The sequence below is a fragment of the Streptomyces sp. NPDC107765 genome (assembly GCF_055657085.1).
In genome coordinates, this window is sequence record NZ_JBVKBL010000001.1 from 279,171 (window position 1) to 302,626 (window position 23,456).

A 23,456-nucleotide genomic window follows, 5' to 3' on the forward strand; every position below is an offset into this window, starting at 1 on the left:
CTGTCCCGCCTCCGGACCGCTGATGAGGTACGTCGCCCAGCGCGGCCTGGGCGACCTCGACAACTACGAGCCTGGGACTGCTACTTCACGTTCTTTCCTGCACACTGGATACCGTCGGTAGCGGTCCTCGCCCAGGGCTGACCGCGACCCCCTCCCGCAGGCGGTCAGACCGCGTCGCCGACCGACTCCCGGTTCGTGGTGGGGGCGTGGGTGACCATCAGGTGGTGGTGGACCTTGGGTCCCAGGGTGAGGGCAGCGACGAAGATGCCTACGGCCACGACGACGCTGGCGTTGCTCAGGTGCGGCATCAGCAGCAACTGCGCCAGGAGTGCGGCGATGATCACCGTGAGCTTTGCGGCCATCAGGCGCGGCGCGGACAGGGTGGGACGTGCCGACGGGTGCTCGGTCTGAGCGCGCGTGCGGTGGGCCTGGCGGATCTGAAGGGGAACGGTGAGCAGCAGTAGGAGGACCCGGACGCCCAGTGAGGTCAGGGAGTGGTCGGCGCGGGGGTCCAGCAGGATGCCGAGCAGCATGCTGATGCCGAAGCCGGCCGAGAGGATCAGGATGCGCGCGGCGATCAGCTGGCCCATTGCCCAGGCGGGGTGCTCGGCCTCGTAGAGCTTGTGGGTCAGGCGGCGGTTGGCCGGCAACAGCAGGGGCGGGACGATCAGCAGCATGACGGCGGCGCGCAGGGCGTGGGCCCACGAGGGCTCGTCGCTTCCTCCCATCCAGGTGAACGCCATGAACAGGCCGATGGCGGCGTAGCTCATCCGGATACTGCGGTCACGGGAGGCCGCTCGGCCCGGGAGGGGCGGCGTCTTCTGGTGAGCGTTCATGCAGGTGCTTCCTTCGTGGGAGGCAGGCGAGGGACGGCCGCGCGGTGCGGCATCGACCGGGCCGGGGCGGTGCCTGGGTGGGTGGACGGTCCGCGGCGGCCTTCGGCGGGCCGCTGCGGGATGTCATTCGCGCTCGGTGGCGGCGGGCCGGTCACTCGCTCCGGTGGCCGCGGGTGCGGTACCTGCGTTGATGCCGGCGAACAGCCACTTCAGGGCCTGGCCGAAGAGTTCCTCGGGCACGCTGGCGGGGTCGATGCGCCGCTGGCGTACCAGGCCGCCGAACAGGGCCGCCACCACGGTGGCGACGGCCTCGGCGGAGACCTCGGCGGGGGCGCCCTGCTGCGCCAGGGACGTGCTGATCACGCCTTCCAGTGCCTGGCGGGGCGCGCGCAGGTTGGCTGCCATGGCCTCCAGGACGTCCGGGTTGCGCACCGCGTAGAGCCAGAATTCGGCCTGGAGCGGGGCGAAGTCGATGTCCTTGTCGGCGACGTCGAGCAGAAGTCGGCCGAGTTCGGCGGCGGCTTCCCCGGTGCCTGGCTCGTGGCGGTCCAGGGTCTGGGCGGCTTCGGCGATGCGGTCGGTCTGGCGGTGCGAGAGCAGTTCCAGGAAGAGCGCCTCCTTGCCGCCGAAGTTCGAGTACAGCGCGCCGATGGAGAAGCCCGCCGCCTCGGCGATCTCCTCCACGGAGGCGCCGGTGAAACCCTTGCGGGCGAAGACCCGCGCCGCCGCGTCCAGCAGGAGCGCCCGGGTACGCGCCTTGGCCTCCGCCCGGCTCAATCGCCGGCGGGCAGGTTCGTCACTCTCAGCATTCATGTTGCCGAAGCTATTCAGATAGGGACTGCTATGTCAAAAGCTTGGATAGCGTGTACAGTCCAAATAGCGGTGCCTATCTGAATGGCGCTCGCTATCGCCTGCCCGGGCTCGGCCACCCGCCGCACACGAGGCGAAAGCCGCCGCTTTCGAGCCCCTGACCAGTGAGGAAAGGGAGAGAGATGACCACGCAGTCCCCGCCGCAGCCCCTGAGGCTGGTGGTGGACCTGAACCTCTGCCAGAGCTACGGGCAGTGCGTCTACGCCGCCCCGACGGTCTTCCGGTTCCACGGTGAGGAATCGCTGGAGTACGACTACGCGCCCGATGCCGGGCTCCGCCGCGAGGTGGAGCGGGCCGCTGCCGCCTGTCCGGTCCAGGCGATCACGCTCAGCGGCGCCACCGAGCCCGCACCCAGCGTGAGCGGAGCCGACCAGTGACCGCGTCGGGCGCAGCAGGGCTGCGTACGGGCCGGATCGTGGTGGTCGGCGCCTCTCTGGCCGGGTTGCGCGCGGCCGAGGCCCTCCGGGACGAGGGGTTCAGCGGGGAACTCACCCTGATCGGCGAGGAGCCGCACGAGCCGTACGACCGGCCGCCGCTGTCGAAGGCGGTGCTGTCCGGCCGGCTGAGCTGCGACCACATCGTGCTGCCCCGGGTTCGTGACATCGACGCGCACTGGCTGCTGGGCACCCGTGCCACCGGGCTGGATGTGCCCGCCCGTCGGGTGGAGCTGGCCGACGGGCGGTCGGTGGCGTACGACCGGTTGCTGATCGCCACCGGCACCCGGGCACGTCCCTGGCCCGCCCGTGCCGGGGGTGGCCTGGACGGCGTCCATGTGCTGCGTACCCGCGAGGACGCCGAGCGGCTGCGCGGCGCGCTGGTGGCCGGCCCGTCCCGGGTGCTGGTCATCGGCGCGGGCTTCACCGGCGGCGAAGTCGCCTCCGCCTGCCGCGAGTTGGGGCTGGCGGTGACGGTGACGCAGCGCAGCGGGGGGCCGTTGACCAGTGCGCTGGGCGGGGTGATCGGCCGGGCCGCCGCCGACTGGTACCGCGAGGCCGGGGTGGAGCTGCGGACGGACACCACGGTCCAGGCCCTGGAAGGCGACCCGTCCGGCCGGTTGCGCCGTGCCGTGCTGTCCGACGGGACGGTGGTGGATGCCGAGGTGGCCGTCGTCGCCACCGGCGCCCTGGCCAACACCGAGTGGCTGGCCGGCTCGGGGCTCGCTGCCGACCGGCGCGGCGTGGTGAGCGACGGCGGGTGCCGGGCCGTGGACACCGACGGCAAGCGGGTCGAGGACGTGTTCGTCGCCGGTGACGTCGCCCGCTGGCCGCATCCCCACTACCCCGGGCAGCTGCTGCGCCTGGACCACTGGGACAACGCCGTCGCCCAGGCACGCACGGCCGCGCACAATCTCGTCCACGGCCCGGGCGATCAGCGCGTCCACCGTCCGCTGCCCGCCTTCTGGTCCCACCAGTTCGGCCGCTACCTCAAGTCCATCGGTGTGCCGGCCCTCGCCGACCAGGTCGTGGTCACCCAAGGTTCCCTGGACCAGAGGCGGTTCGTCGCCGCGTACGGACTGAAGGGCAGGCTGGTCGGTGCCGTGGCGGTCGACTCCCCCCGCGTGCTGGACGGTTACGCGGCCCTCATCGCAGCCCGCGCACCCTTCCCGCCGATGCTGGGCGCCACCGACGGCCCGGCCCTCCTCGACCCCGTCGACGCTGCATTTCCCGGCCGTGTCGCCGGCAGCACCCCGGACCACGACCTCGGCACGCCGTCGGCCCTCGCGCCGGCCGCGTCCGCACACCGGTGAACGGAGAGTTCCCATGACGACATCCACCCCGCCCTCGGCCACCGACCTGTTCGCCCGGGCCCTGCGGTACGAGAACCGCGCCGACCCCTACCCCCACTACGCCGAGCTGCGCCGGCACCCGGTCCTGCGCATGGACGACGATTCTTGGCTGGTCAGCGGCTACCGGGAGATCCGGCAACTGCTGCACGACCCGCGCAGCAGCGCCGACCGGCTCGCCCCGCAGAACAAGGTTCCCCAGCCCGCCAGGAGCCTGCTCCTGCAGGACCCGCCGTTCCACGACCAGCTGCGCCGCGTGGTCACCCAGGAATTCAATTCCCCGCATCATGGGCATGCGCGATCACCTCGGCGAACTGGTCGCCCGGCTCCTCGACGCGCACACCAGCGACCGTCCCGGCCAACTCGATGTCGTCGCCGATCTGGCCTACCCGCTGCCGGTCACGGTGATCTGCGAACTGCTCGGCGTGCCCCGCGAGGACGAAGCCCTCTTCGGCAGCCTCGCCCGCCGACTCACCCGGGGCCTGGACCCCGTCGACACCCAGACCGAAGACGAACTGCGCGAACTCGACCGGGCCCGCGGCGAGTTGGTCCAGTACCTGGAAGGGCTCATCACCCAGCGCCGGACGAACCCCGGCGACGACCTGCTGTCCGGCCTGATGTTCCACGAGGACCCCGACCGGGTGCTGGACCCGGTACAGCTGCGCGTCACCCTCGGCCTGTTGCTGATCGCCGGGCACGAAACCACCGTCAACCTGATCGCCAACGGCACCCTCGCCCTGCTGCGCAACCCCGATGTCCTCGCCCAGCTGCGCACCGACCCCGACCTGGCCACTCCGCTGGTGGAAGAGGTGCTGCGGCACGACCCGCCGGTGCAGATCTCCGGCCGCAGTGCCCTGGCCGACATCGACCTCGCCGGCACCACGATCCCCCGGGGCTCCCGTATCCGTCTCATGCTCGCCGCGGGCAACCGCGATCCGCACCGCTTCGACGACCCCGACCGGTTCGTCCCCGACCGCCGCGACAACGCCCACCTCGGCTTCGGCGGCGGTATCCACTACTGCATCGGCGCCACCCTCGCCCGCGCGGAAGCACAGATAGCGCTCACCGCCCTCGCCCGCAGGCTGCAACCCCCGCGCCTGGTCACCGATCCGCCGCCGTACCGGGAGAACGCCATCCTGCGGGGTCCGGAACACCTCCTGGTCGCCTTCGAACGCCTCACCTCAGACACCCCACCCGGGAGCTGAACCGTCCCCGGGTCCTGTGCCCGGCCCCTCGTTCCCGGCCGCCCTGGGTGAACCCCGCGGCGGCCGGGGACGAGGGGCGCATCCGCACACCAGTCACATGGGCAAGGACAGCAGTCGTACGCGTCCCGACGGCCACGACGCGTCATCGTGCAGTGAGATGACCATGGTGCGCAGGGGCATCACCACCACACGGGATTCGGGCTGCTCCACGAGGACGTCGCCGTCGAGTCGGTGCCAGCCGAGCCGGCGGTACAGCGCTTCCAGGGGCGGTCGGCAGAACAGGAGAGCATGGCGTGGGCCCATCGTGCGGGCGTGTTCCAATGCCGCGGCGACGACTTGCCGGGCGAGGCCACAGCCGCGTACATCAGCGGCCACAGCCACCCCGCCGACACCCACGACCTCGGTCGGCATGTCGTCGATCGTGAGTGGAAGTCGCACCAGACCTGCGTGCGCGACAAGACGTGCGCCGTGGCGGATGCCGAAGTGCTCGTCCTTGCCGCGCCACGTCAGGCCGGTCTCCGCAACGCTGAACGGATCACCGACGTCACCAAGGATTTCGTTCTGCTCGGCTCGTGTGTAGCGCTTCAGGCGTACGGCGGTGGACGACGGAGAGGCCGCAGAGTGGGGAGAGGCCGGGGAGTCCTGAGAGTCCGCAGAGTCCGGGGCGTTCGGGTTCTTGGTCATCCCCGCATCATGATCCACGCGAGCGCGGGCCAGCCATCGGGACGGCGGATCCATTTTTTGACCGAGCCGTCGCCGGTCACTGACCGGTCAGGGCTCGCCATTCGGGAGCAAGGATCGCCCAGACTTGCTTGTCGTGGCGTACGCCCTCGTACGGCCATGCCTCGCGTCGTACGCCCTCCAGGGTCATGCCGAGCCGCTTGGCCACGGCTGAGCTGCGGTCGTTGTCGGCCCTGCAATGCCACTCGGCACGGTGCAGTCCCCGGGATGTGAACGCCCAGTCCAACAACGCCCCGCACGCCTGTGTGACCAGGCCGTGGCCCTCGGCGGACGGCTCCAGCCAGCAACCGATCTCACACAGACCGGCAGCGGCATTGAAATCGGTGAACATCACACCGCCGACCAACATTTCGCCCCGCCAGATGCCGTAGAGACGGGCGCCGTCGCCGGCCTGGCGTTCGGCATAGCGCTGGAGGGTGGCCCTCGCGCCGTCCACATCGCCGGTGACGAACGCGGGCCCGACCCAGGGACGAATGTGTTCGCGAGCCCGGTCCATATGGTCGGCGAACTCCTCGGCATGCCAGACCTCCAGCGGACCAAGGCGAGCACCGTCGCGCAGCGGCAGTGAGAACATGAGAGCCTCCCCATTCACATAACAGGTGTTACGGCAATGTACCGTGGGAGCATGCCACGCACCAAGGGAGATCACGAGGCCCGCCGACGCGACGTCTCCGAAGCGGTCTGGCAGGTCATGGCGACACGCGGTTTCGCCAGCCTGACGCTGCGCGCCGTCGCCACCCAACTCGGAGCGACCACCGGCCTGCTCACGCACTACTTCCCCACCAAACAAGCCTTGGTGGAATACGCCCTTGACCTCCTCGAACGGCGCACCCTCTCCCGTCCCCGCCGCCAAGCCGGCAAGGGCCTGGCCGCCGTCAGGGACGCACTACTGGACATCCTGCCGCTGACCCCCGAGGCCACCGACAGCAACCGGATCTGGGTTTCCTCCTGGGACGCGGCACTCTCCGACCCCGCCCTGAGCACCGACTACGCCCGCAAGTACGCCCGAAGCCGCGACAGGCTGAGCGAGCGGGTGGCTGCCGCTCAGGAAACCGGCGAACTCCCCCCAGGCAACCCCGATCACCTCGCGGCCGGCGCTCAGGCCTTCACTCTGGGCCTGGTGGTCCAGGCCCTGTTCGCCCCGGCGGAGTTCCCACCGCAACGGCAAATCGAGCTCCTTGACGACTACCTGGCCACCCTGACCAGCCCCCGCTGATCCCACGGCGATCACTCGGCACGATCCCGACGCCGGGCTCTGAGCACCCTCGATCGCCGACCGCGGTGGCCCGGCAGCTTCGGGCACTCTTGAGGTCCGCTCGCCGGGGCGATGCCGAAGCCCGTTCCTGCGGTCAGAGGCCCATGGATAATGACGATCAGCAGCACGGGGGCGGCAGCCGCACAGCCCACACGGAGCAACAGCCGATGACAGGTCGTCTCGGTAGGGGGAAGAAGCACTATGCGTATAGGGGTCTACCTCGCACATCCGCGGTCGGGCAGCTTCAACCACGCTGTGTTCGATGCCGTTGTGGAGGAGCTGCGTGAGCGGCAGTGCCAGGTCTTCGCGCATGACCTCTACGCGGAAGGTTTTCCGCCGCTGCTGTCGGCCGAGGAGACGGAGACGGTCCGGTCGGCATCACGCAGTCACGATGCGCAGGTGGAACTGCACCGGGCAGAGCTGGCCACGCTTGATGCGCTGGTGTTCGTCCACCCGAACTGGTGGGGAATGCCGCCCGCCGTCCTTGCCGGCTGGGTGCAGCGCGTCCTCGTGTCCGGCGTCGCATACAAACTGGATGCTGCGGAAGGGGAACCCGCAGGGCTTCTGAGGGCCGCCAAGGCCCTCGTATTGAACACCTCCGACACCCCCGCCGACCGTGAGGAGAGCGAGTTCGGCGACCCGCTGCAACGGATCTGGGCGGCATGTGTCCTGCCATACGTAGGAGTTGCCGACGTGCGCCGCGTCGTCTTCCGCACGGTCAGCGACTCGGCCGATGACGTACGTGGGGCATGGCTGCACCAGGCACGCCAGGAAGCCGCCGGGCTGTTGGGCTGAAACCGCGCACGGGCTGGGCCATAGCCATCAACCGGTCGTGTACTCGTGCGGGAACTCCCCCACCTTGCGCAACAGCGTGAAGAGGTGGGTGGGCGAGCTGGTGATTTCCTTGACGCCAGCTGCCAGGATCTCGGCCCGCCTGGCAATTTCCTGGCTTGGGGCATAGATGAATACCGGGACGTCGTAGCCACGCGCCCTAATCTCCCGGGCAAGCTCCATACCCGCATCCGGGTGAAGACTGCCGTCCTCGCTCCGCGCCATGTTGGAGATGACCGCGTCGAACGGCGGCACCGACACCGACATCGCGTTGATTCCCTTACCGGTCGACTCGACCTGCACCACGTCCACGCCCAGGGCCTGCAACTGTGCCGCCTCGTAGGCGTTGTTCGACGGGTGGTCATCCACCCACAGGACACTTCGCAGGGGGCGGAGAACGCTTCTGTTCTCCAGTCCGGCGTATTCGGGAGAGGCACTGACCGACGCCAGCTTCCCCTGAATATCAGCCGTGGTCTTCAAGACCTTTTCGGAGACCTCCTGAACCGTCAGCTCCGCCGATCCGACCTTCACGGTGAATCCCCGAGAGTCAATGGTTTTCTTGATGGTGGGGAAGAGACGCCAGATCACCAAGCCGGCGAGGAGTGGCCATGCCAGAGTGGAGAGTGCACTCAACAGATCTGCGAATGTTTTCATGACAACCTGGCTCCATGAGGCGAAACAAGGCGATGGTCCCACCACATCGAGCTTGCAATCGCCCGGCGCGCGCGTCCGGCGAGCCCAATGGCCCAACCATGACACCAACGGTGGCCATGCCGGAGCTGGCCACCGTCTGCAGGTCCGCCCGGCCAAGGGCAACGGCCCTCTCGACCGATGGTTGTGGAAGGGTGCCGACCGGCGGGGAAGCGTGCTTCCGACTCAGCTGGGTTGGCGGGTGGGCATGATGGTGATCTGCTGGAGGTTGGCCCGCGGCGGAAGGCTGGCGAGGAAGCCGACGGTCTGCGCGATGTCCTGGGGCGTGAGCCACTCCATGGTCTGCTGGGAGCCCTCCAGCCACTCCAACGCCCCCGCGTCGGTGACATGACTCTGCAGCTCGGTGCCGACGATGCCCGGTTCGAGCGCCGAGACCCGGACGTTCTTGGCGCCCAGTTCGGCTCTGAGGTGCCGGGAGAGATGAGTGACGTACGCCTTGGTCGCGGAGTAGACGGCGAAGTTCGGGAAGATGTTCTGCGCGGCGATCGACGACGTATTGACCAGGTCGGCCACACCCCGTTCCCTGGCGGCCGTCACCAGCTGCGGCGTGAACGCGCCGATGACGTTCATCAGGCCGGTGATGTTCAGGTCGATCTGCCGCTGCCACTGGTCGGTGGCCAGCTCCTCGACCGGGGCCGGGAGCATGACACCCGCGTTGTTGAACAGCAGGTCGGCACCTCCGAGCTGGGCCGCCACCCGGTCCGCGGCCGCCTGCACGGCCGCGGCGTCGGTCACGTCGACCGCGAGGGCCAGCGCCTCGCCGCCGTTCTTCTCGATCCTGGCGACCAGGTCGTCCAGCCGCTCCGCACGCCGCGCCAGGACGACGACACGGGCGCCGAGCCCGGCCAGGTGTTCGGCCGAAGCCTCACCGATACCGCTGGAGGCACCGGTGACGACCGCGACGCGGCCGGAGAGGGGACGGGAAGCGGTCTGCGTGGTGGTCATGGGACACCTTTCGAAGGGGGTGAGATTTCGTGGTGGGTGAGATCTCAAAGTGGGTGGGAATTCGAGGTGAGTGGGATGAGGGGCTCGGGTCTGCGGTCTGTCGCCGCCGGGCCCTTCACAAGAACACCACCCGCAGACGTCCCACTGGACGCCACAAAGGGCCCTGAGCAGGCAGGTATCCGCAAGGCAGGTACTGGCAGTACCACCTGGCACCCGGTGTGGCCCGCCTTCGCCCGTCACACTGGGGGGATGGATGACCGTAGTCGCGAGCTCGCCGATTTCCTGCGCACCCGCCGGGCCCGGATCACCCCCGACCAGGCGGGGCTGCCCGCCGACGGCCGGATCCGCCGGGTGCCCGGCCTGCGTCGTGACGAGGCAGCCCGCCTGGCCGGGGTGAGCACCGAGTACTACACCCGGCTCGAACAGGGCCGTGCGCAGAACCCCTCCCCCGAGGTCCTGGAGGCCCTGGCCCGCGCCCTTCAGCTCGATGCCGCCGAGCGCGAGCACCTCACCGATCTTCTGGCCCGTCCCGCACCGGCCCGGCGCGCCCCCGCCGGCCCGCAGCGCGTGCGCCCCGGCCTGCACCTGATGCTGCAGACCCTCGACCATGTGCCCGCCTTCATCCTCGGCCGGCGCACCGACGTCCTGGCGTCCAACCGCCTGGCCCGCGAAGTCCTGACCGACTTCGATGCCCTGCCCGCGACCCGGCGGAATCTGGCCCGCTATTACCTTCTGGACCCCGAGGCCCGCGTCCGCGTCGGTGACTGGGAGCGCATCGCCGCCGAGACCGTCGCCATCCTGCGCCTCGAAGCCGGTCGCCACCCCGACGACCGCCGGCTCGCCGACCTCATCGGCGAACTCACCCTCAAGTCACCGGAGTTCCCGGTCTGGTGGAACGACCACCGGGTGCTGCGCCGCACGCACGGTACGAAGCAGTACCACCACCCCCTGGTCGGCGACCTGTCCTTCTCCTACGAGTCCTTCCAGGTCCCCGGCGACGCCGAACAGACCCTGTGCGTCTACAACGTCGAGCCCTCGTCCGACACCGCCCAGGCGCTCCGGCTCCTCACCAGCTGGACTGCGCCGCAGCCGACGGGGACGCCGGAGGAACGGGGAGCGTAGACGGCCACGGCCCTCACGGGGCCTCGGCGCGTGCCTGGGCGACACGATGCACCACGGCTACTGGTGGCGGGCCGCTCACCGCTACGGCCCCTTCGAGGCACATGACATCGCCTACGTTCGAGACGGCCAAACTCGATCCCGTCACCTAGCTCGATCGGCCCGCCGGGATCTCCGCCAGCTCCACCCACGCAATGGCATGAACCCGAACCCGCAACCGGCTCTGGACACGGCGATGGCCTGCACCACCCCAACGGGGTCGTACAGGCCGCCGTCACGCACGCCCCCGGCTATCCCCACAACGACCGGTGGAGTCGGGGCATCGGCGCGTCATTCATCGTCAGTTCAGTGACCGTCATCATCAGCGCGGTGACGGTTCATCGTCCGTGCGCTGACTACGTTTTGTGCTGCAGAACAGGCACTGAACCGCGCGCGGCCGCAGGCAACGGTGGTGCTGGCTGCCCATGGTCACGCTGCTGGGCTTAGCGAACCGCGACCTTCGCCACGGCAGACGTCCTCTCGCGTACGGGGTGGCGGTCGTGCGGGCTGGTCAGGCCGTACAGAACCGCTCGGTATTGCTGGGTGCCGCGGTGCGCGGCCTTGACGTGTGCGGTGGCCCGCGCTTCGGTGCCCGTGTCGACCACGGCGCCGCAGGTCACCCGGTGCCACGCCTTGCCGCCGCTGCGGCCCTCGAGGCATATCTGCAGGTAGCTGGCAGCGTCGTCGTCCCCGTGCGCCTTGACCGTGAAGGTCTTGCCGACATGCGCCGTGTGCGGCGCGGTGATCTCCACACTGCCCTTGGCGAATGCCGGCACTGCGGCCAGAGCCACCGAGGCCAGACCCAGCGCACCGACCACGGCCACACGACCGCCCCGCGCCCTCATCCCGGTCTTCTTAGTCCTGGTCATGGACTTCCCTCCCGTGGACCTCCCGCACATGGTGAGACCCACCCGTTCGCGTAGGCGCCCGGTGCGCCTCGCTGACTACCCAGATGAGCCGGCCGCCCCGCCCGTTGCACCCTGCCCGGCGCCTTTACCAATCGATGACAAAGCATCCTGACCGGGTCGATCCCCCATCAATGCGAAAAAGTCACTGAGGCGACGTCGGCACGAGGGGAGGGGTCGGGTCGACATCGGACCTCATCGGACCCACGAGCCGCATCGCCGACCCCATCGAGCCGCATCGGACCGGTCCGGCCACGGCCCTGATGCGCCAGACGTTCCACATGGTGAGAGGAAGGCGGGGCCGTCAACCCTGTAGTCAATTCCGCAGTCAGTACTTGAGCAAGGGCGTTCAGGAGGCACGCGCCGTTCGGCGGTACGCACAAGAGGGCACGATGGTTCAGTTGCGGCTCCTAGGGCCAGTTCAGATCGAGACGGACCAGGGCCTGTCACTGGCCCTGGGGGCGGGTCGCATCCGTACCGTGGCCGCGGTGCTGATCAGCGAGATCAACCAGGTGGTCCCGGTGCACCGGCTGATCGACCTGGCGTGGGACGGGGAGCCGCCGGCCCGAGCGCGGGGCGTGGTCCACAACCATGTGCACCGGCTGCGCGGGCTGTTGGCGGGTCATGCGGAACTCGCCACGCGGGGGCAGGGATACATGCTGCTCGCCGATCCCGGCTCGGTGGACGTGAACCGCTTCCGCAGCCTGGTCGGAGGCGCCCGGGACGCCGATCCCCGGGCGGCGGTCGTGATGCTGCGTCAGGCCCTGGAGTTGTGGCGGGGCGAGGCGCTGGCGGACGTGCCCGGCGAGCGGGTGCGCCGGACGGTGGGCGTCAGCCTGGCGCAGGCACGGCTGGCCGCGCTGCAAGAGCTTGGCGAACGGCTGCTGCAGCTCGGCCGGTACAGCGAGCTGGTCACGGAGTTGACCGGGTGGATCGTGGAGCATCCGCTCCACGAGGAGCTGACCGCGTTGCTGATGCGGGCCTTGCAGGCGAGCGGCCGGCAGGCCGAGGCCCTCGACCAGTACCACCGGACCCGCCGCCATCTGAAGGACCAGCTGGGCATCGACCCTGGTCCGGCGCTCAGCGAGGCGTACCTGGCGGTCCTCGCCGGCGGCCGCAGCCGCGCGCCTGCCACCGACGGGCCGAAGTCCGCGGCACGGCACCCGGCACCGGCCGCGTCGGCGCACGCGGGGCCGCCGCCGGCTCCCCCTGCGAGGCCGTCGACCGCGGGGCCGGGTGGCGTGCGGCGGGATGGCGTGCGGCCCGGTGGGATGGGGCCTGATGGGGTGCGGCCCGGCGGGATGGGGCCCGGTGGGGTGCCGTACGTCGCCCCGTACGCGTATGTCTGCGAGCACCGGCTCGGGCTCCTGCCGCCCAGGATCGCCCAACTTCCGCCCGCACTGGCGGACTTCTGCGGCCGCGACCGGGAACTTTCGGTGCTGGACCAGCATCTGGAGCGGGTGCCGCGGCCGGCGTGCGTGGTGCTCGCCGGGGCGGGCGGGGCCGGCAAGACCGCCTTCGCGGTGCGGTGGGCGCACCACCGCGCCGCGGAGTTCCCCGACGGGCAGCTCTTCGCGGACCTGCGCGGATTCGAGCGGCCGCCGATGCGGCCCGGCACCGTACTGGGGGCGTTTCTGCGGGCCCTGGGGGTTCCTCAAGCGGAGATCCCCGAGTCCGTGACGGAGGCGGCGGCACTCTACCGTTCGCTGCTCGCCGGCCGGCGGATGCTCGTGCTGCTGGACAACGCCGGCACCGCCGAGCAGGCGCGCCCCCTCCTGCCCTCCACTCCGGGCTGTCTGGCGGTGGTGACCAGCCGGCGGCGACTGAGTGGACTGGTCGTGCGGGACGGCGCCGCACTGGTCAGGATGGGGCCGCTCACCACGGAGGAGGCACTGCAACTGCTGAGGAACGCGCTTGGGCGGCAGCGCGTCGAGGCCGACCCGGCGGCGGCCCGGGCGCTCGTCGAACGGTGCGACCGGCTGCCGCTGGCGCTGCGGATCGCCGCGGTCCGGCTGATGGCGCACCCCGAGTGGTCGTTGGACTGCTGGACGAGCAAACTGGCCGATGAGCGTCGTTGGTTGCAGGAGCTGTCCGCGCACGACGCCGATCTGACCATGGAGGCGTCCCTCTATCTCAGCTACCGCGCCCTGTCGAGCGGCGCCGCCCGGCTCTTCCGCCTCCTCGGTCTGCACCCCGGCCCGTGCGTGAAGGACCAGGACGCCGGCGTGCTGGCCGGCTGGAACGTCGAGCGCACCCGCCGTCGTCTCGCCGAGCTGTGCGACGCCCACCTCCTCGAAGAAAACGTCGAAGGGCACTACGTGCAATCGGAGTTGGTACGCATCTACGCCGCCCAGCGCGTCGCGGAGGAGGAGCCGCGGTGCGCCCGGGACGCTGCCGTACGGCGGCTCCTCGCCCACTTCGACCAGCGGCAGGTGTCCCCCCACTGACAGCGAGTGGGTCCGCGGCCCGGCGCGGTACCCGGACCCACCCCGCTTCACCGCTTCTGGGCAACTGGATTTCGGTCCTTTACGGTGTGGGGTTCGGGTCGCCTGTGGGGGGCTGAGGCGGGCCTTCTCGCGTCCGCGTCCGGGGTCATGTCGCGCTCACAGCGGCAGCCCCAGGTCAGTGACCTGGGGCTGCCGCGTGGTCGGCCGTGTAGGTGGTGGAGACAGGACGGACCTGCTGGTCACCGGTGTCAGATTTCGAGGTCCGAACCGGGGCCGGCTTGACCTCGTCCCAGCGGGGCCGATCACGGGATGTCGGCGATCACCGCAAGGCGCGCCGACTGCCTTGGCGAGTCAGCCGCCTTGGTGAGTCAACCGACTTGCTGCGTCAACTTCCTTAGCTAGGGCTTGAGTTGCCGCACTTGGTGGTGCGCTCCTCTTCGGTCATGGGGCGGGACTGGACCCTGATGACCTTGTAACTGATGTCCGACTCAACGTCAGTGAATTCGTGCGGCCCATGGGTGTTGTGCGCGTTCACGGGAGCGAACGGGTTGGACTGATCGACTCCTGCGAGCTGCCAGTTCCCCTTCGCCTTGCGGCTGACCGTCACCTCGTCGAACCAGCCGACCTCGCCGGGCTTCAGCGTGCCCGTGGTCGTGGTGCTCTCGGTGTTCTGGGTGAACCAGTTGTGCTCGATCTTCGGCAGCAGCGAGACGGGGTTCGCACCGAGCGACAGGCCGATGATCGTCGTTTCGCCGGTGGTCTCCGACTCGCCGTAGTTGAAGTCGACGTTCTCGGTAGTGCAGTTCTCGCGGGGCTTGCCCAGCATCGTCGGCGTGCCCTCGGACGGCTCACCGACCCATGCGGTGGGCGTGAAGGTGCAGTCCTGGCCGCAATCGGAGAGGAACGTCGCGATCGCCTCGGGAGTGCTCCAGTCAGGGCCCGGGTCGGGCGTGTATCCGGAAGGGGGCGACGTCACCCAGCCGCCTCCGCCGCCGTCCGCCTGCGCCGGGCTGATGGCCAGGCACAGCGTCGCCGCGAGGGCCATCGATCCCACCGCGGCCGCCCTCGCCCGCCAGCCCCTGCTGGACGGGAGAAGATTGCGTACTCGTCCGTTCATTTCTGCTTCCCTTGCTTGCACCTGAAGGGCGGATTACGTCCGGTCCGTTCACCACTTCGGGTGTGGCCGCCCTGGGAAGGCGGCGCCCGTGGCGAGCGGGGTGTGCGTCAGCTCCGAACCGGCCGGAACGGAGCTGACGCCGGCCGCGCGGCACGAAGGGCTTGCCGCCGTGACCGGCACACCACGAGTCTTGGCCCCCTCGCTCATGTTCGGCTCACAAGCCGCTTACACGGGGTCGCTGCAGTTGGTGTCACCGCGGTCGAACGACACCGCGGTGGTGGACTGCGAAACCCGCTCTCTACAGTCGTGCGATGCCTGACCGGTCAGTCCCCGTCACGGAATGCGGAAGCCGCGAAAGGTCACGTGCTTGCGGGTCGCGAAGCCGAGTCGTTCGTAGAGGGCGATCGCGCCCGTGTTCGTCTCGGCGGCATGCAGGAAGGGGCGTTCGTTGCGAGCCAGGATGCGAGCTATGAGAGTGCTGACCAGGCGGGCGGCGTGGCCTTGGCCGCGTGCCTCGGGGGCTGTGCAGACGGTGCTGATCTCGGTCCATCCCGGTGGCCGGAGCCGTTCGCCCGCCATCGCCAGCAGTCTGCCGCCGTCGCGAATACCGAGGTAGGTGCCCAGTTCGTGGGTATGTGGCCAGAACGGTCCCGGTCGGGTCTGTGCGACCAGGTCGAGCATCTGGGGTACGTCGGCCGCGCCCAGTTCGACCACCTCGGTGCCGGTCGCGGCCGGAGCCTGGGCGGGGCGGCTGCTGCCGGGCCAGATCAGCTGTCGGCCTTCGAGGACGAAGACCTGCTCCCAGTCCGACGGTGGGGACGCCGGGCAGCTGAACATGTCGGCGAACGCCTCGTGACCGAGGAGCCGCGCGAGGTCTGCCCAGTCCGCCGCGTCGGCGTCGGCCGGTACCGACGAGAAGGTCGCGACGTGCGGCAGGTAGGTGGCAGCCCGGCCGAGTCGGCGGCCGAGACCTGCGTGGCGGCCGCGTAGCGACTCGCCCACCGGGTCGTCCAGTACCGCGGTGTCACCGCTTGTCATCGTGCTGTGCCCTTTCCCGGTGCCTGCGCTGTCGGCCGAGCGGCGCGATACCGCCCGGGTGCCTTCCCAGTCTGGAGACGTGAGGGCATATCCGGTAGGGGCGCCCGGGTGAGGGAGTCACCCTTTTCCACCGCCCCGTGCGGGGCGACGGCCGTAGCGTTCGAAGCAGTCGTCCGGCCGTCAGCGGAGGACCACCGTGCGCCGGCCCTGGACGAACACCCTGCCCTCGCAGTGCCACCGGACCGCTCGGGCCAGGGCTGCCGACTCCGCGTCGCGGCCGATGGCGGCCAGGTCGTCGGGGGTGTGACTGTGGTCGACGCTGATGACCTCCTGGGCGATGATCGGGCCTTCGTCGAGGTCGGCGGTGACGTAGTGGGCTGTGGCGCCGACGAGCTTGACGCCGCGCTCGTGTGCCTGGTGGTAGGGCTTGGCGCCCTTGAAGCTCGGGAGGAACGAGTGGTGGATGTTGATCGTCCGTCCGGCCAGTCGGGTGCACAGGTCGTGGGAGAGGACCTGCATGTAGCGGGCCAGCACGACCAGGTCGACATCGAACTCGTCGACCATCTGGAGGAGTTTCGCTTCGGCCTCGGGCTTGGTCGAGGCGGTGACCGGCACGTGGAAGAACGGGATGCCGTGCCAGCTGACGAGAGCCTCGTGGTCGGGGTGGTTGGAAACCACGGCGACCACGTCGATGGGCAGGTCACCGCTGCGGGTGCGGAAGAGCAGGTCGTTGAGGCAGTGGCCGTGACGGGACACCATGACGAGCACGCGGCGCCGGGTGCCGGCCGGTTCGAGGTGCCACCGCATCGCGAAGGGGGCGGCCACGGTGGCGAAGTCCCGGCGGAGAGCCTCGGTGGTGTTCTCGCTGCCGGAGGTGGCGAAGCGGACCCGCATGAAGAAGTGGCCGTCGCGGCGGTCACCGAACTGGTGGTTGTCGATGATGTCGCTGCCGTGCTCGAGAAGGAACCGCGAGACGGCATGCACGATGCCGGGAGCCTCGGGGCAGTCGACGGTGAGTATGTGCTCGACGGGCGGCGCCGTGGCGGAAGCTGCGAGATCAGTCATGGTGTCAGCACTCGATTACGTTGACGGCGAGGCCGCCGCGGGCGGACTCCTTGTACTTGCTCTTCATGTCCGGGCCGGTGTCGCGCACAGCCTTGAGAGCCTTGTCCAGGCTGACCGCCCGCCGACCGAATCGCAGGTGGGCCCCGGGGCCGAGTGCCATCAGGGGACCTTCGGGCCGCGGTACTCGCGCATCGCATCGATGAGCCAGCGCGCCAGGTAGTCGGCGAACGAGGAGCGCGGGAACAGCCGGTACGTGGGCCTGTCGTCGACCTGCCAGAGCAGGACCGCGACGGGGCCCACAGTGGTCGACACGGCCTGGCCCGGTGCGAAGGAACGGGGGTGCAGGTCCAGCGGGCAGCCCTTCTCCAGCACCTGCCGGGCGCTCGGGCCGCTCAGCTCCAGCGTGGTGCGGTGGGCGGAGACGTCCACGACCGAGCCCGGGGCTTCGGCGAGCGCCTCCCGCAACTCGGCGGTCACAGCGGTCGATTCGGTCTGGGACAGCACGAGCCACTCGTCGGGGCCGAGCCAGCAGACCGTGTGGGGGCCGGATGCGGAGGTGTGGCCGCACTGCCGCGGGAGCGGTGCGCCCAGGGCCTTCTCGATGCGGGCGGCCGCTTCGGAAGCGGGGGCGACGCGCAGGTTCACCATGGTGAGGAACGGCCACTCGGTCAGCGTGACGCCGCGGGCGCCGGTGACGGCGGCGGCGCGGATCCGCTCCTCCAGATGTGTCAGCGGGCTTCTGCGCAGTGCGACTGGGCCTGTGCCTGCGCCTGCGCCTGTGCCTGTGCCTGGGGCGAACGTCGGCTCAGCCATCTCGCTTGGTCCCTTCGGGGTCGTAGAGGACGGGTTCGGTGACCTGGACGGGTACGAGGTCGTCGCCGACGGGCGCGAAGAGCGTGTCGCCGACGCGGTCCCGGCCGGCGGCGACCAGGGCGAGGGCGAACGGTCGGCCCAGCGCCTCGCTGTGGTAACTGGAGGTGACATGGCCGAGCATCGGCACCGGCCCGGCTTCGGGGGTGAGGGGCACGTCGGGCGCGATGAGCTGGGTGCCCTCGGGCAGCCGGGTCCGGCGATCGCTCGGCAGCAGGCCCACGAGTTGCTTGCGGTCGGTGCGGGAGGTGTCGGCGCGGGAGTAGGACCGCTTGCCGACGAAGTCCTTCTGCTTCGAGACCACCCAGGACATGCCCGCGTCCTGTGGGGTGACGGTGCCGTCGGTGTCCTGGCCGACGATGATGTAGCCCTTCTCGGCCCGCAGGACGTGCATGGTCTCGGTGCCGTACGGCGTGATGTCGTACGGGCGGCCGATCGCGTCCACCTCCTCCCAGACCGCCAGGCCGTACCACGCGGAGACGTTGATTTCGTAGGCGAGTTCGCCGGAGAAGGAGATCCGGCAGATGCGGGCCGGGACACCGGAGGCCAGGGTGGTCTCGCGGAAGGCCATGAATGGGAAGGCCTCGGCGGACAGGTCGACGTCGGGGGCCAGTTGGGCGACGACCTCGCGGGAGCGGGGGCCGACGACGGCGATCGTCGTCCACTGCTCGGTCACCGAGGTGCAGTGGACGTCGAGTCCGGGCCACTCGGTCTGCAGCCACTCCTCCAGCCAGTCCAGGACCCCGGCGGCGCCGCCGGTCGTGGTGGTCATGAAGTAGCGGTTGTCGTCCAGGCGCAGCGTCACACCGTCGTCGAAGATCATGCCGTCCGGCTTGCACATGACGCCGTAGCGGGCCATGCCGGGCTTGAGCTTCTTGAAGGCGTTGGTGTAGATGCGGTTGAGGAACTCGCCGGCGTCCGCGCCCCAGATCTCGATCTTGCCGAGGGTGGAGGCGTCCATGAAGGCCACTCCCCCACGGGCCGCGCGGCACTCGCGGGCCACGGCCGTGTCCATGTCCTCACCGGGCAGGGGGTAGTACCGGGGGCGCTTCCACTGTCCGACGTCCTCGAATTCCGCTCCGTGCGCGAGGTGCCAGCTGTGCAGGGACGTGGTCCGCTCGGGGTCGAACAGCTCGCCGCGCTCCCGCCCGGCGAGGGCGGCGAAGGCCACCGGCGTGTACGGCGCACGGTAGGCCGTGGTGCCGATCTCCCCGGGTGACGCGCCCGCGCCGAGGGCCTCGGCGATCACCCCGATCGCGTTGACACCGGACGTCTTGCCCTGGTCGTTGGCCGTGCCGAGCGAGGTGTAGCGCTTGACGTGCTCGACGCTGCGCATGCCGGCTCCGGTGGACCGCCAGACATCGGCGACGGTGACGTCGCGCTGCAGATCGACGAAGTGGGTGTCCCAGGCGCCGGGCTCGCCGTCGGGGGCGGGGACCAGCCACAGGGCACGCGTCGGGCTCACGGGCCGGGCATCGCCGGGCGGCGGTACGGCGACCGGGAACCCGGCGTCCGTCGCGGCCTGCGCACCGGCCCGCGCCCCTTCGGCCAGACAGTCGTCGAGGTCGTACGTTCCACGGCCCGCTCCGACGACGCGCTGGTCCCGAACGGTGCCGTCGGGCACGAAGGCGACCAGGTCCTCGTCCCAGCGCAGCGGGCCCTGCCGCTGGCTGTGCAGGTGCACGACCGGGCTCCAGCCGCCCGAGACGGCGAGCAGATCGCAGTCGAACGTCTGCGGGGTGCCTGCGAGTTGGCCGTCGGCGTCGAGGGACTGGACGGTGACTCCGGTGAGCCGGCCCCCGCCCGCGGCGTCGACCACCGCGCTGCCGGCCAGCACCCGCACGCCCGTCGCCGCGGCGACCTCGGCGGCCCGGTGGGACAGCTCCGGACGTGCGTCCACGACGGCGGCGATGGCGATACCGGCGGCGTGGAGATCGGCGACCGTGTCATAGGCGCTGTCGTTGGTCGTGCTCACCACGGCCCGCGAGCCCGGCGCCACGCCGTACCGGTTCAGGTACGAGCGCACGGCCGCGGCGAGCATCACCCCGGGCCGGTCGTTGCCGGCGAAGACCAGTGGACGCTCGTGCGCGCCGGTCGCCAGGACCACCTGACGGGCGCGGATGTGCCACAACCGCTGGCGCGAGACACCCTCGGGAGCGGCAGTTCCGAGGTGGTCGGTGCGCGCCTGCAGGGCCAGCACGTAGTTGTCGTCGTACGAACCGAACGCCGTGGTGCGCGGCAGGACGGTGACCTCGGGAGCGGCGTCGAGCGCCGCGCGGATGTGGGCGACCCATGCGAGGGCGGGCTGCGCGCCGATCGTCTCGGTGCGCCCGGAGAGCAGCGTACCGCCGGGCTCGGGCCGGTCGTCGACGAGGACCACCCGGGCGCCGGAGTCGGCGGCAGCGGCGGCGGCCGCGAGCCCGGCCGGTCCGGCGCCGACGACCAGGACGTCGGTGTGGAGGTACTTCTTGTCGTAGACGGCGGGGTCGGGGGCCGGGTCGAGCCGGCCCATACCGGACAACGTGGTGGCGGACAGGCCGTCGTACAGCTCGACCGCCGTTGCCGGGAGCATGCCCTCCGAGCAGGAACCGCCGATCTGCAGCAGGGCGTTGGCCTCCTCGACACCGGCGGCGACGATGCCGCGCGGGCGGCCGCGGTAGAGGGACGGCGCGACCTCGATGATGCCGTTGGCCAGCATCGCGGAGGCGACGGTGTCACCGGGGTGGCCGGTCAGCTCGCGGCCGTCGACGGTGAACCGCAGCACGGTGCCACGGTCGACCCGGCCGCCTTGCCGGAGCCGGAAGTGCTGGTCGGTCATCGGTTCTCTCCGGCCTGGGGCAGTTCGGGGCGGGGTTCGTCGAGCCGGTAGACGGCGAGGACGTCGTAACTGACGGTGTCGCGCAGGACGTTGAACCAACGGCGGCAGCCGAGGCCGTGCATCCACCGTTCGGCGAAGTGGCCCTTGGGGTTGTCGCGGTAGAAGACGTACTCGGCCCACTGCTCGTCGGTGAGGTCCGCGGGGGTCTGGGGGTAGGGGACATGGGCCTGTCCGCCGTAGTGGTACTCGGTCTCGTCGCGCGGACCGCACCAGGGGCAGCTGATCAGCAGCACGGTGTCCTTCTCTCAGCGGCGTTTCAGTGGGCCACGGCTGCGGCGCCGTGTTCGTCGACCAGTGCGCCTGTGGTGAAGCGTTCGAGGGCGAAGGGGGCGTTGAGCGGATGGGGCTCGCCGGTGGCGATGGTGTGGGCGAAGGTCAGGCCGGCGGCCGGGGTGGCCTTGAATCCGCCGGTGCCCCAGCCGCAGTTGACGTAGAGGTTCTCGATCGGGGTGGTGCCGATGACGGGGGACGCGTCGGGCGTGACGTCGACGATGCCGCCCCAGGTGCGCAGCACATGAGCGCGGGCGAAGACCGGGAAGAGCTCGACGGCGGCCGCCATCTGCTGCTCGATCACGTGGAAGGAGCCGCGCTGGCCGTACCCGTTGTACGCGTCGACGCCCGCGCCCATCACCAGTTCGCCCTTGTGCGCCTGCGAGACGTAGACGTGCACGTGGTTGGACATCACCACGGTGGGGTGCACCGGCTCGTGCAGTTCGGAGACCAGTGCCTGGAGTGGGTGGGACTGCACCGGCAGCCGGAAGCCCGCCCGCTCGGCCAGTACGCTGCTGTGCCCGGCGGCCGCGAGGCCCACCCGGCCGGCGTGGATGCGGCCGCGGCTGGTCTCGACGCCGACGACCCGGTCACCGTCCTTGTGGAAGCCGGTGACCTCGCACCCCTGGATCAGGTCGACTCCCATGTCGTCGGCCCGGCGGGCGAGCGCCCAGGCGACGTGGTCGTGCTTGGCGATGCCGGCCCGCGGTTGGTAGGTGGCGCCGAGGACCGGGTACCGGGTGTCGGCCGAGACGTTGAGGATCGGGCAGACCTTGGCGACCTCGTCCGGTGCGAGCCATTCGGCGTCGACGCCGTTGAGGCGGTTGGCGTTGACCCGGCGTACGCCTTCGCGGACGTCCTGCAGGGTGTGCGCGAGGTTGAGCACGCCGCGCTGGCTGAACAGGAAGTCGTAGTCCAGCTCCTCCGGCAGCTGTTCCCACAGCTTGAGCGCCCGCTCGTAGATGGCGGCGCTCGCGTCCCACAGGTAGTTGGAGCGGATGATCGTGGTGTTGCGTGCCATGTTGCCGCCGGCCAGCCAGCCTTTCTCCAGGACGGCGACATCGGTGATGCCGTGGTGCTTGGCGAGGTAGTAGGCGGTGGCCAGGCCGTGACCGCCGGCGCCGACGATGATGACGTCGTACGAGGAGCGCGGCTCGGGGTTGCGCCAGAGCCAGTCGGGGTGCTCCGGGAGGGGTGTGGTGGTCATCCGGCGAATCCGTTCCGGTCGGCGTAGAGGGGGAACTTCCCGGCGAGCGCGGTGACGCGGCCGCGCAGCTCATCGGTGCGCTCGTCGGCGCGTTCCTCCTTGAGGGCGAGCGCGATGATGTCGGCGACCTCGCGGAACTCCCCGGCTCCGAAGCCCCGGGTCGCCAGGGCCGGGGTTCCGATCCGCAGCCCGGAGGAGATCATCGGCGGGCGGGGGTCGAAGGGCACCGCGTTGCGGTTGACGGTGATGCCGATGCGGTGCAGCCGGTCCTCGGCCTGCTGCCCGTCGAGAGCGGAGTTCCGCAGGTCGACGAGGACCAGGTGGACCTCGGTGCCACCGGTCAGCACGGTGATCCCGGCCTCGGCCACGTCGTCGGCCAGCAGCCGTCCGGCCAGGATCCGGGCGCCGTCGAGGGTGCGCTGCTGGCGCTCCTTGAACGCCTCGCCCGCCGCCACCTTGAAAGCCACCGCTTTTGCCGCGATGACGTGCTCCAGCGGACCGCCCTGCTGACCCGGGAAGACCGCGGAGTTGATCTTCTTGGCGAGGTCGGCGCGGCTGAGGATCACACCGCCGCGCGGGCCGCCGAGGGTCTTGTGCGTAGTGGTGGTCACGACATCGGCGTACGGCACCGGGGTCGGGTGGAGGCCGGCGGCCACCAGGCCGGCGAAGTGCGCCATGTCCACCATCAGGTACGCGCCCACGGCGTCGGCGATCCGCCGGAACGCGGCGAAGTCCAGGCGGCGGGGGTAGGCCGACCAACCGGCGACGATCATCTTGGGCCGGTGCGCGAGGGCGAGCTGCTCGACCTCGTCCATGTCGATGCGCAGGTCGGACTCACGCACGTGGTACGGCACGACGTTGTACAGCTTGCCGGAGTAGTTGAGGCGCATCCCGTGGGTCAGGTGACCGCCGTGCGCCAGGTCGAGGCCGAGGATCGTGTCACCGGGCTTGAGCAGCGCGAACATCGCGGCCGCGTTGGCCTGGGCGCCCGAGTGCGGCTGCACGTTCGCGGCCTCGGCGCCGAACAGTTCCTTCACCCGGTCGATGGCCAGCTTCTCGATGACGTCGACGTGCTCGCAGCCGCCGTAGTAGCGGCGGCCCGGGTAGCCCTCGGCGTACTTGTTGGTCAGCACCGAGCCCTGGGCCTCCATCACGGCGGCCGGGGCGAAGTTCTCCGAGGCGATCATCTCCAGGGTCGACTGCTGACGCTGGAGCTCTGCGTCCACCGCGGTGGCGATCTCCGGGTCGATCGTGCTCAGCGGGAGGGTGAGGGGCGAGGCGACCGTGGCGATCGACGGGTTCGTTGCCATCTGCACACCATTCT

General features: G+C 70.3%; 23 protein-coding genes. 7 read left to right on the plus strand and 16 right to left on the minus strand.

Annotation, left to right across the window (positions count from 1 at the left end):
* Positions 1 to 164: 164 nt before the first annotated feature.
* Positions 165 to 836 (minus strand): hypothetical protein, encoded by a 672-nt coding sequence (locus tag ACZ7MX_RS01355; protein ID WP_472128163.1) that lies wholly within the window; start codon positions 834 to 836, stop codon positions 165 to 167.
* A 123-nt stretch (positions 837 to 959) separates the two neighbouring features.
* Entirely contained in the window at positions 960 to 1,649 is a 690-nt protein-coding gene (locus ACZ7MX_RS01360; protein ID WP_472128165.1) for a TetR/AcrR family transcriptional regulator, read from the minus strand.
* A 179-nt stretch (positions 1,650 to 1,828) separates the two neighbouring features.
* On the opposite strand from ACZ7MX_RS01360, the gene ACZ7MX_RS01365 reads away from it, so the two are divergent.
* The 3 genes from ACZ7MX_RS01365 (at position 1,829) to ACZ7MX_RS01375 (ending at position 4,694) form a co-directional block, all read left to right on the plus strand.
* Positions 1,829 to 2,083, plus strand: a complete 255-nt coding sequence (locus tag ACZ7MX_RS01365; protein WP_472128167.1) for a ferredoxin — start codon at positions 1,829 to 1,831, stop codon at positions 2,081 to 2,083.
* Positions 2,080 to 3,453: an NAD(P)/FAD-dependent oxidoreductase gene (locus ACZ7MX_RS01370; RefSeq protein ID WP_472128169.1), complete on the plus strand. Its 1,374-nt coding sequence runs from the start codon at positions 2,080 to 2,082 to the stop codon at positions 3,451 to 3,453. The genes ACZ7MX_RS01365 and ACZ7MX_RS01370 overlap by 4 nt, the downstream gene beginning before the upstream one ends.
* A gap of 323 nt (positions 3,454 to 3,776) precedes the next feature.
* Complete coding sequence (locus ACZ7MX_RS01375) at positions 3,777 to 4,694, plus strand: cytochrome P450 (RefSeq protein WP_472128171.1); 918 nt, start codon at positions 3,777 to 3,779, stop codon at positions 4,692 to 4,694.
* A gap of 93 nt (positions 4,695 to 4,787) precedes the next feature.
* Here the strand turns inward: ACZ7MX_RS01375 and ACZ7MX_RS01380 are convergent, their stop codons facing one another.
* A complete protein-coding gene (locus tag ACZ7MX_RS01380; protein ID WP_472128173.1) occupies positions 4,788 to 5,378 on the minus strand; it encodes a GNAT family N-acetyltransferase in 591 nt (196 codons plus the stop codon).
* Between the two features lie 76 nt (positions 5,379 to 5,454).
* Entirely contained in the window at positions 5,455 to 6,009 is a 555-nt protein-coding gene (locus ACZ7MX_RS01385; protein ID WP_472128174.1) for a GNAT family N-acetyltransferase, read from the minus strand.
* A 51-nt stretch (positions 6,010 to 6,060) separates the two neighbouring features.
* Here ACZ7MX_RS01385 and ACZ7MX_RS01390 point away from each other — a divergent pair, with 51 nt between their 5' ends.
* The gene (locus tag ACZ7MX_RS01390) at positions 6,061 to 6,651 is read left to right on the plus strand and encodes a TetR/AcrR family transcriptional regulator (protein ID WP_472128176.1); all 591 of its coding nucleotides are present in this window, start codon (positions 6,061 to 6,063) and stop codon (positions 6,649 to 6,651) included.
* 240 nt (positions 6,652 to 6,891) lie between these two features.
* Positions 6,892 to 7,485, plus strand: coding sequence for an NAD(P)H-dependent oxidoreductase (locus tag ACZ7MX_RS01395; protein ID WP_472128178.1), 594 nt, complete (start codon positions 6,892 to 6,894; stop codon positions 7,483 to 7,485).
* Positions 7,486 to 7,512: 27 nt separating this feature from the next.
* On the opposite strand, the gene ACZ7MX_RS01400 is transcribed toward ACZ7MX_RS01395, so the two are convergent.
* Entirely contained in the window at positions 7,513 to 8,175 is a 663-nt protein-coding gene (locus tag ACZ7MX_RS01400) for a hypothetical protein (RefSeq protein ID WP_472128179.1), read from the minus strand.
* A 222-nt stretch (positions 8,176 to 8,397) separates the two neighbouring features.
* Positions 8,398 to 9,177 (minus strand): SDR family oxidoreductase, encoded by a 780-nt coding sequence (locus ACZ7MX_RS01405; protein ID WP_472128181.1) that lies wholly within the window; start codon positions 9,175 to 9,177, stop codon positions 8,398 to 8,400.
* Between the two features lie 249 nt (positions 9,178 to 9,426).
* Here ACZ7MX_RS01405 and ACZ7MX_RS01410 point away from each other — a divergent pair, with 249 nt between their 5' ends.
* A complete protein-coding gene (locus tag ACZ7MX_RS01410) occupies positions 9,427 to 10,299 on the plus strand; it encodes a helix-turn-helix transcriptional regulator (protein ID WP_472128183.1) in 873 nt (290 codons plus the stop codon).
* A 479-nt stretch (positions 10,300 to 10,778) separates the two neighbouring features.
* Here ACZ7MX_RS01410 and ACZ7MX_RS01415 read toward each other — a convergent pair whose 3' ends face one another.
* Positions 10,779 to 11,204, minus strand: a complete 426-nt coding sequence (locus tag ACZ7MX_RS01415; RefSeq protein ID WP_472128185.1) for a hypothetical protein — start codon at positions 11,202 to 11,204, stop codon at positions 10,779 to 10,781.
* A 524-nt stretch (positions 11,205 to 11,728) separates the two neighbouring features.
* Here ACZ7MX_RS01415 and ACZ7MX_RS01420 point away from each other — a divergent pair.
* The gene (locus ACZ7MX_RS01420; RefSeq protein WP_472128187.1) at positions 11,729 to 13,687 is read left to right on the plus strand and encodes an AfsR/SARP family transcriptional regulator; all 1,959 of its coding nucleotides are present in this window, start codon (positions 11,729 to 11,731) and stop codon (positions 13,685 to 13,687) included.
* A 394-nt stretch (positions 13,688 to 14,081) separates the two neighbouring features.
* Here the strand turns inward: ACZ7MX_RS01420 and ACZ7MX_RS01425 are convergent, their stop codons facing one another.
* From ACZ7MX_RS01425 to glyA, 9 genes are all read right to left on the minus strand, one after another.
* On the minus strand, positions 14,082 to 14,804 hold the full coding sequence (locus tag ACZ7MX_RS01425; protein WP_472128189.1) for a hypothetical protein: 723 nt from the start codon (positions 14,802 to 14,804) through the stop codon (positions 14,082 to 14,084).
* Positions 14,805 to 15,137: 333 nt separating this feature from the next.
* Entirely contained in the window at positions 15,138 to 15,842 is a 705-nt protein-coding gene (locus ACZ7MX_RS01430; protein ID WP_472128191.1) for a GNAT family N-acetyltransferase, read from the minus strand.
* Between the two features lie 180 nt (positions 15,843 to 16,022).
* Positions 16,023 to 16,907 carry a formyltetrahydrofolate deformylase gene (gene purU / locus ACZ7MX_RS01435; RefSeq protein ID WP_472128193.1) on the minus strand — a complete coding sequence of 295 codons (885 nt, stop codon included), beginning with the start codon at positions 16,905 to 16,907 and terminating at the stop codon, positions 16,023 to 16,025.
* A gap of 4 nt (positions 16,908 to 16,911) precedes the next feature.
* Positions 16,912 to 17,067, minus strand: coding sequence for a hypothetical protein (locus ACZ7MX_RS01440; protein WP_472129313.1), 156 nt, complete (start codon positions 17,065 to 17,067; stop codon positions 16,912 to 16,914).
* Complete coding sequence (locus ACZ7MX_RS01445; protein WP_472128195.1) at positions 17,067 to 17,720, minus strand: sarcosine oxidase subunit gamma; 654 nt, start codon at positions 17,718 to 17,720, stop codon at positions 17,067 to 17,069. Before ACZ7MX_RS01445 ends, ACZ7MX_RS01440 begins: the two co-directional genes overlap by 1 nt.
* Complete coding sequence (locus ACZ7MX_RS01450; protein ID WP_472128196.1) at positions 17,713 to 20,595, minus strand: sarcosine oxidase subunit alpha family protein; 2,883 nt, start codon at positions 20,593 to 20,595, stop codon at positions 17,713 to 17,715. The genes ACZ7MX_RS01445 and ACZ7MX_RS01450 overlap by 8 nt, the downstream gene beginning before the upstream one ends.
* Positions 20,592 to 20,888: a sarcosine oxidase subunit delta gene (locus ACZ7MX_RS01455; protein ID WP_472128198.1), complete on the minus strand. Its 297-nt coding sequence runs from the start codon at positions 20,886 to 20,888 to the stop codon at positions 20,592 to 20,594. Before ACZ7MX_RS01455 ends, ACZ7MX_RS01450 begins: the two co-directional genes overlap by 4 nt.
* A 23-nt stretch (positions 20,889 to 20,911) precedes the next feature.
* On the minus strand, positions 20,912 to 22,132 hold the full coding sequence (locus ACZ7MX_RS01460) for a sarcosine oxidase subunit beta family protein (protein ID WP_472128200.1): 1,221 nt from the start codon (positions 22,130 to 22,132) through the stop codon (positions 20,912 to 20,914).
* On the minus strand, positions 22,129 to 23,442 hold the full coding sequence (gene glyA / locus ACZ7MX_RS01465) for a serine hydroxymethyltransferase (RefSeq protein WP_472128201.1): 1,314 nt from the start codon (positions 23,440 to 23,442) through the stop codon (positions 22,129 to 22,131). Before glyA ends, ACZ7MX_RS01460 begins: the two co-directional genes overlap by 4 nt.
* Positions 23,443 to 23,456 lie beyond the last annotated feature (14 nt).

Excerpts from the sequence above, each read along its gene's own strand:
- ACZ7MX_RS01355 (WP_472128163.1), bottom strand. The coding sequence starts at position 836 with ATGAACGCTCACCAGAAGACGCCGCCCCTCCCGGGCCGAGCGGCCTCC.
- ACZ7MX_RS01360 (WP_472128165.1), bottom strand. The coding sequence starts at position 1,649 with ATGAATGCTGAGAGTGACGAACCTGCCCGCCGGCGATTGAGCCGGGCG.
- ACZ7MX_RS01365 (WP_472128167.1), top strand. The coding sequence starts at position 1,829 with ATGACCACGCAGTCCCCGCCGCAGCCCCTGAGGCTGGTGGTGGACCTG.
- ACZ7MX_RS01375 (WP_472128171.1), top strand. The coding sequence starts at position 3,777 with ATGGGCATGCGCGATCACCTCGGCGAACTGGTCGCCCGGCTCCTCGAC.
- ACZ7MX_RS01380 (WP_472128173.1), bottom strand. The coding sequence starts at position 5,378 with ATGACCAAGAACCCGAACGCCCCGGACTCTGCGGACTCTCAGGACTCC.
- ACZ7MX_RS01385 (WP_472128174.1), bottom strand. The coding sequence starts at position 6,009 with ATGTTCTCACTGCCGCTGCGCGACGGTGCTCGCCTTGGTCCGCTGGAG.
- ACZ7MX_RS01390 (WP_472128176.1), top strand. The coding sequence starts at position 6,061 with ATGCCACGCACCAAGGGAGATCACGAGGCCCGCCGACGCGACGTCTCC.
- ACZ7MX_RS01395 (WP_472128178.1), top strand. The coding sequence starts at position 6,892 with ATGCGTATAGGGGTCTACCTCGCACATCCGCGGTCGGGCAGCTTCAAC.
- ACZ7MX_RS01400 (WP_472128179.1), bottom strand. The coding sequence starts at position 8,175 with ATGAAAACATTCGCAGATCTGTTGAGTGCACTCTCCACTCTGGCATGG.
- ACZ7MX_RS01405 (WP_472128181.1), bottom strand. The coding sequence starts at position 9,177 with ATGACCACCACGCAGACCGCTTCCCGTCCCCTCTCCGGCCGCGTCGCG.
- ACZ7MX_RS01410 (WP_472128183.1), top strand. The coding sequence starts at position 9,427 with ATGGATGACCGTAGTCGCGAGCTCGCCGATTTCCTGCGCACCCGCCGG.
- ACZ7MX_RS01415 (WP_472128185.1), bottom strand. The coding sequence starts at position 11,204 with ATGACCAGGACTAAGAAGACCGGGATGAGGGCGCGGGGCGGTCGTGTG.
- ACZ7MX_RS01425 (WP_472128189.1), bottom strand. The coding sequence starts at position 14,804 with ATGAACGGACGAGTACGCAATCTTCTCCCGTCCAGCAGGGGCTGGCGG.
- ACZ7MX_RS01430 (WP_472128191.1), bottom strand. The coding sequence starts at position 15,842 with ATGACAAGCGGTGACACCGCGGTACTGGACGACCCGGTGGGCGAGTCG.
- purU (WP_472128193.1), bottom strand. The coding sequence starts at position 16,907 with ATGACTGATCTCGCAGCTTCCGCCACGGCGCCGCCCGTCGAGCACATA.
- ACZ7MX_RS01440 (WP_472129313.1), bottom strand. The coding sequence starts at position 17,067 with ATGGCACTCGGCCCCGGGGCCCACCTGCGATTCGGTCGGCGGGCGGTC.
- ACZ7MX_RS01445 (WP_472128195.1), bottom strand. The coding sequence starts at position 17,720 with ATGGCTGAGCCGACGTTCGCCCCAGGCACAGGCACAGGCGCAGGCGCA.
- ACZ7MX_RS01450 (WP_472128196.1), bottom strand. The coding sequence starts at position 20,595 with ATGACCGACCAGCACTTCCGGCTCCGGCAAGGCGGCCGGGTCGACCGT.
- ACZ7MX_RS01460 (WP_472128200.1), bottom strand. The coding sequence starts at position 22,132 with ATGACCACCACACCCCTCCCGGAGCACCCCGACTGGCTCTGGCGCAAC.
- glyA (WP_472128201.1), bottom strand. The coding sequence starts at position 23,442 with ATGGCAACGAACCCGTCGATCGCCACGGTCGCCTCGCCCCTCACCCTC.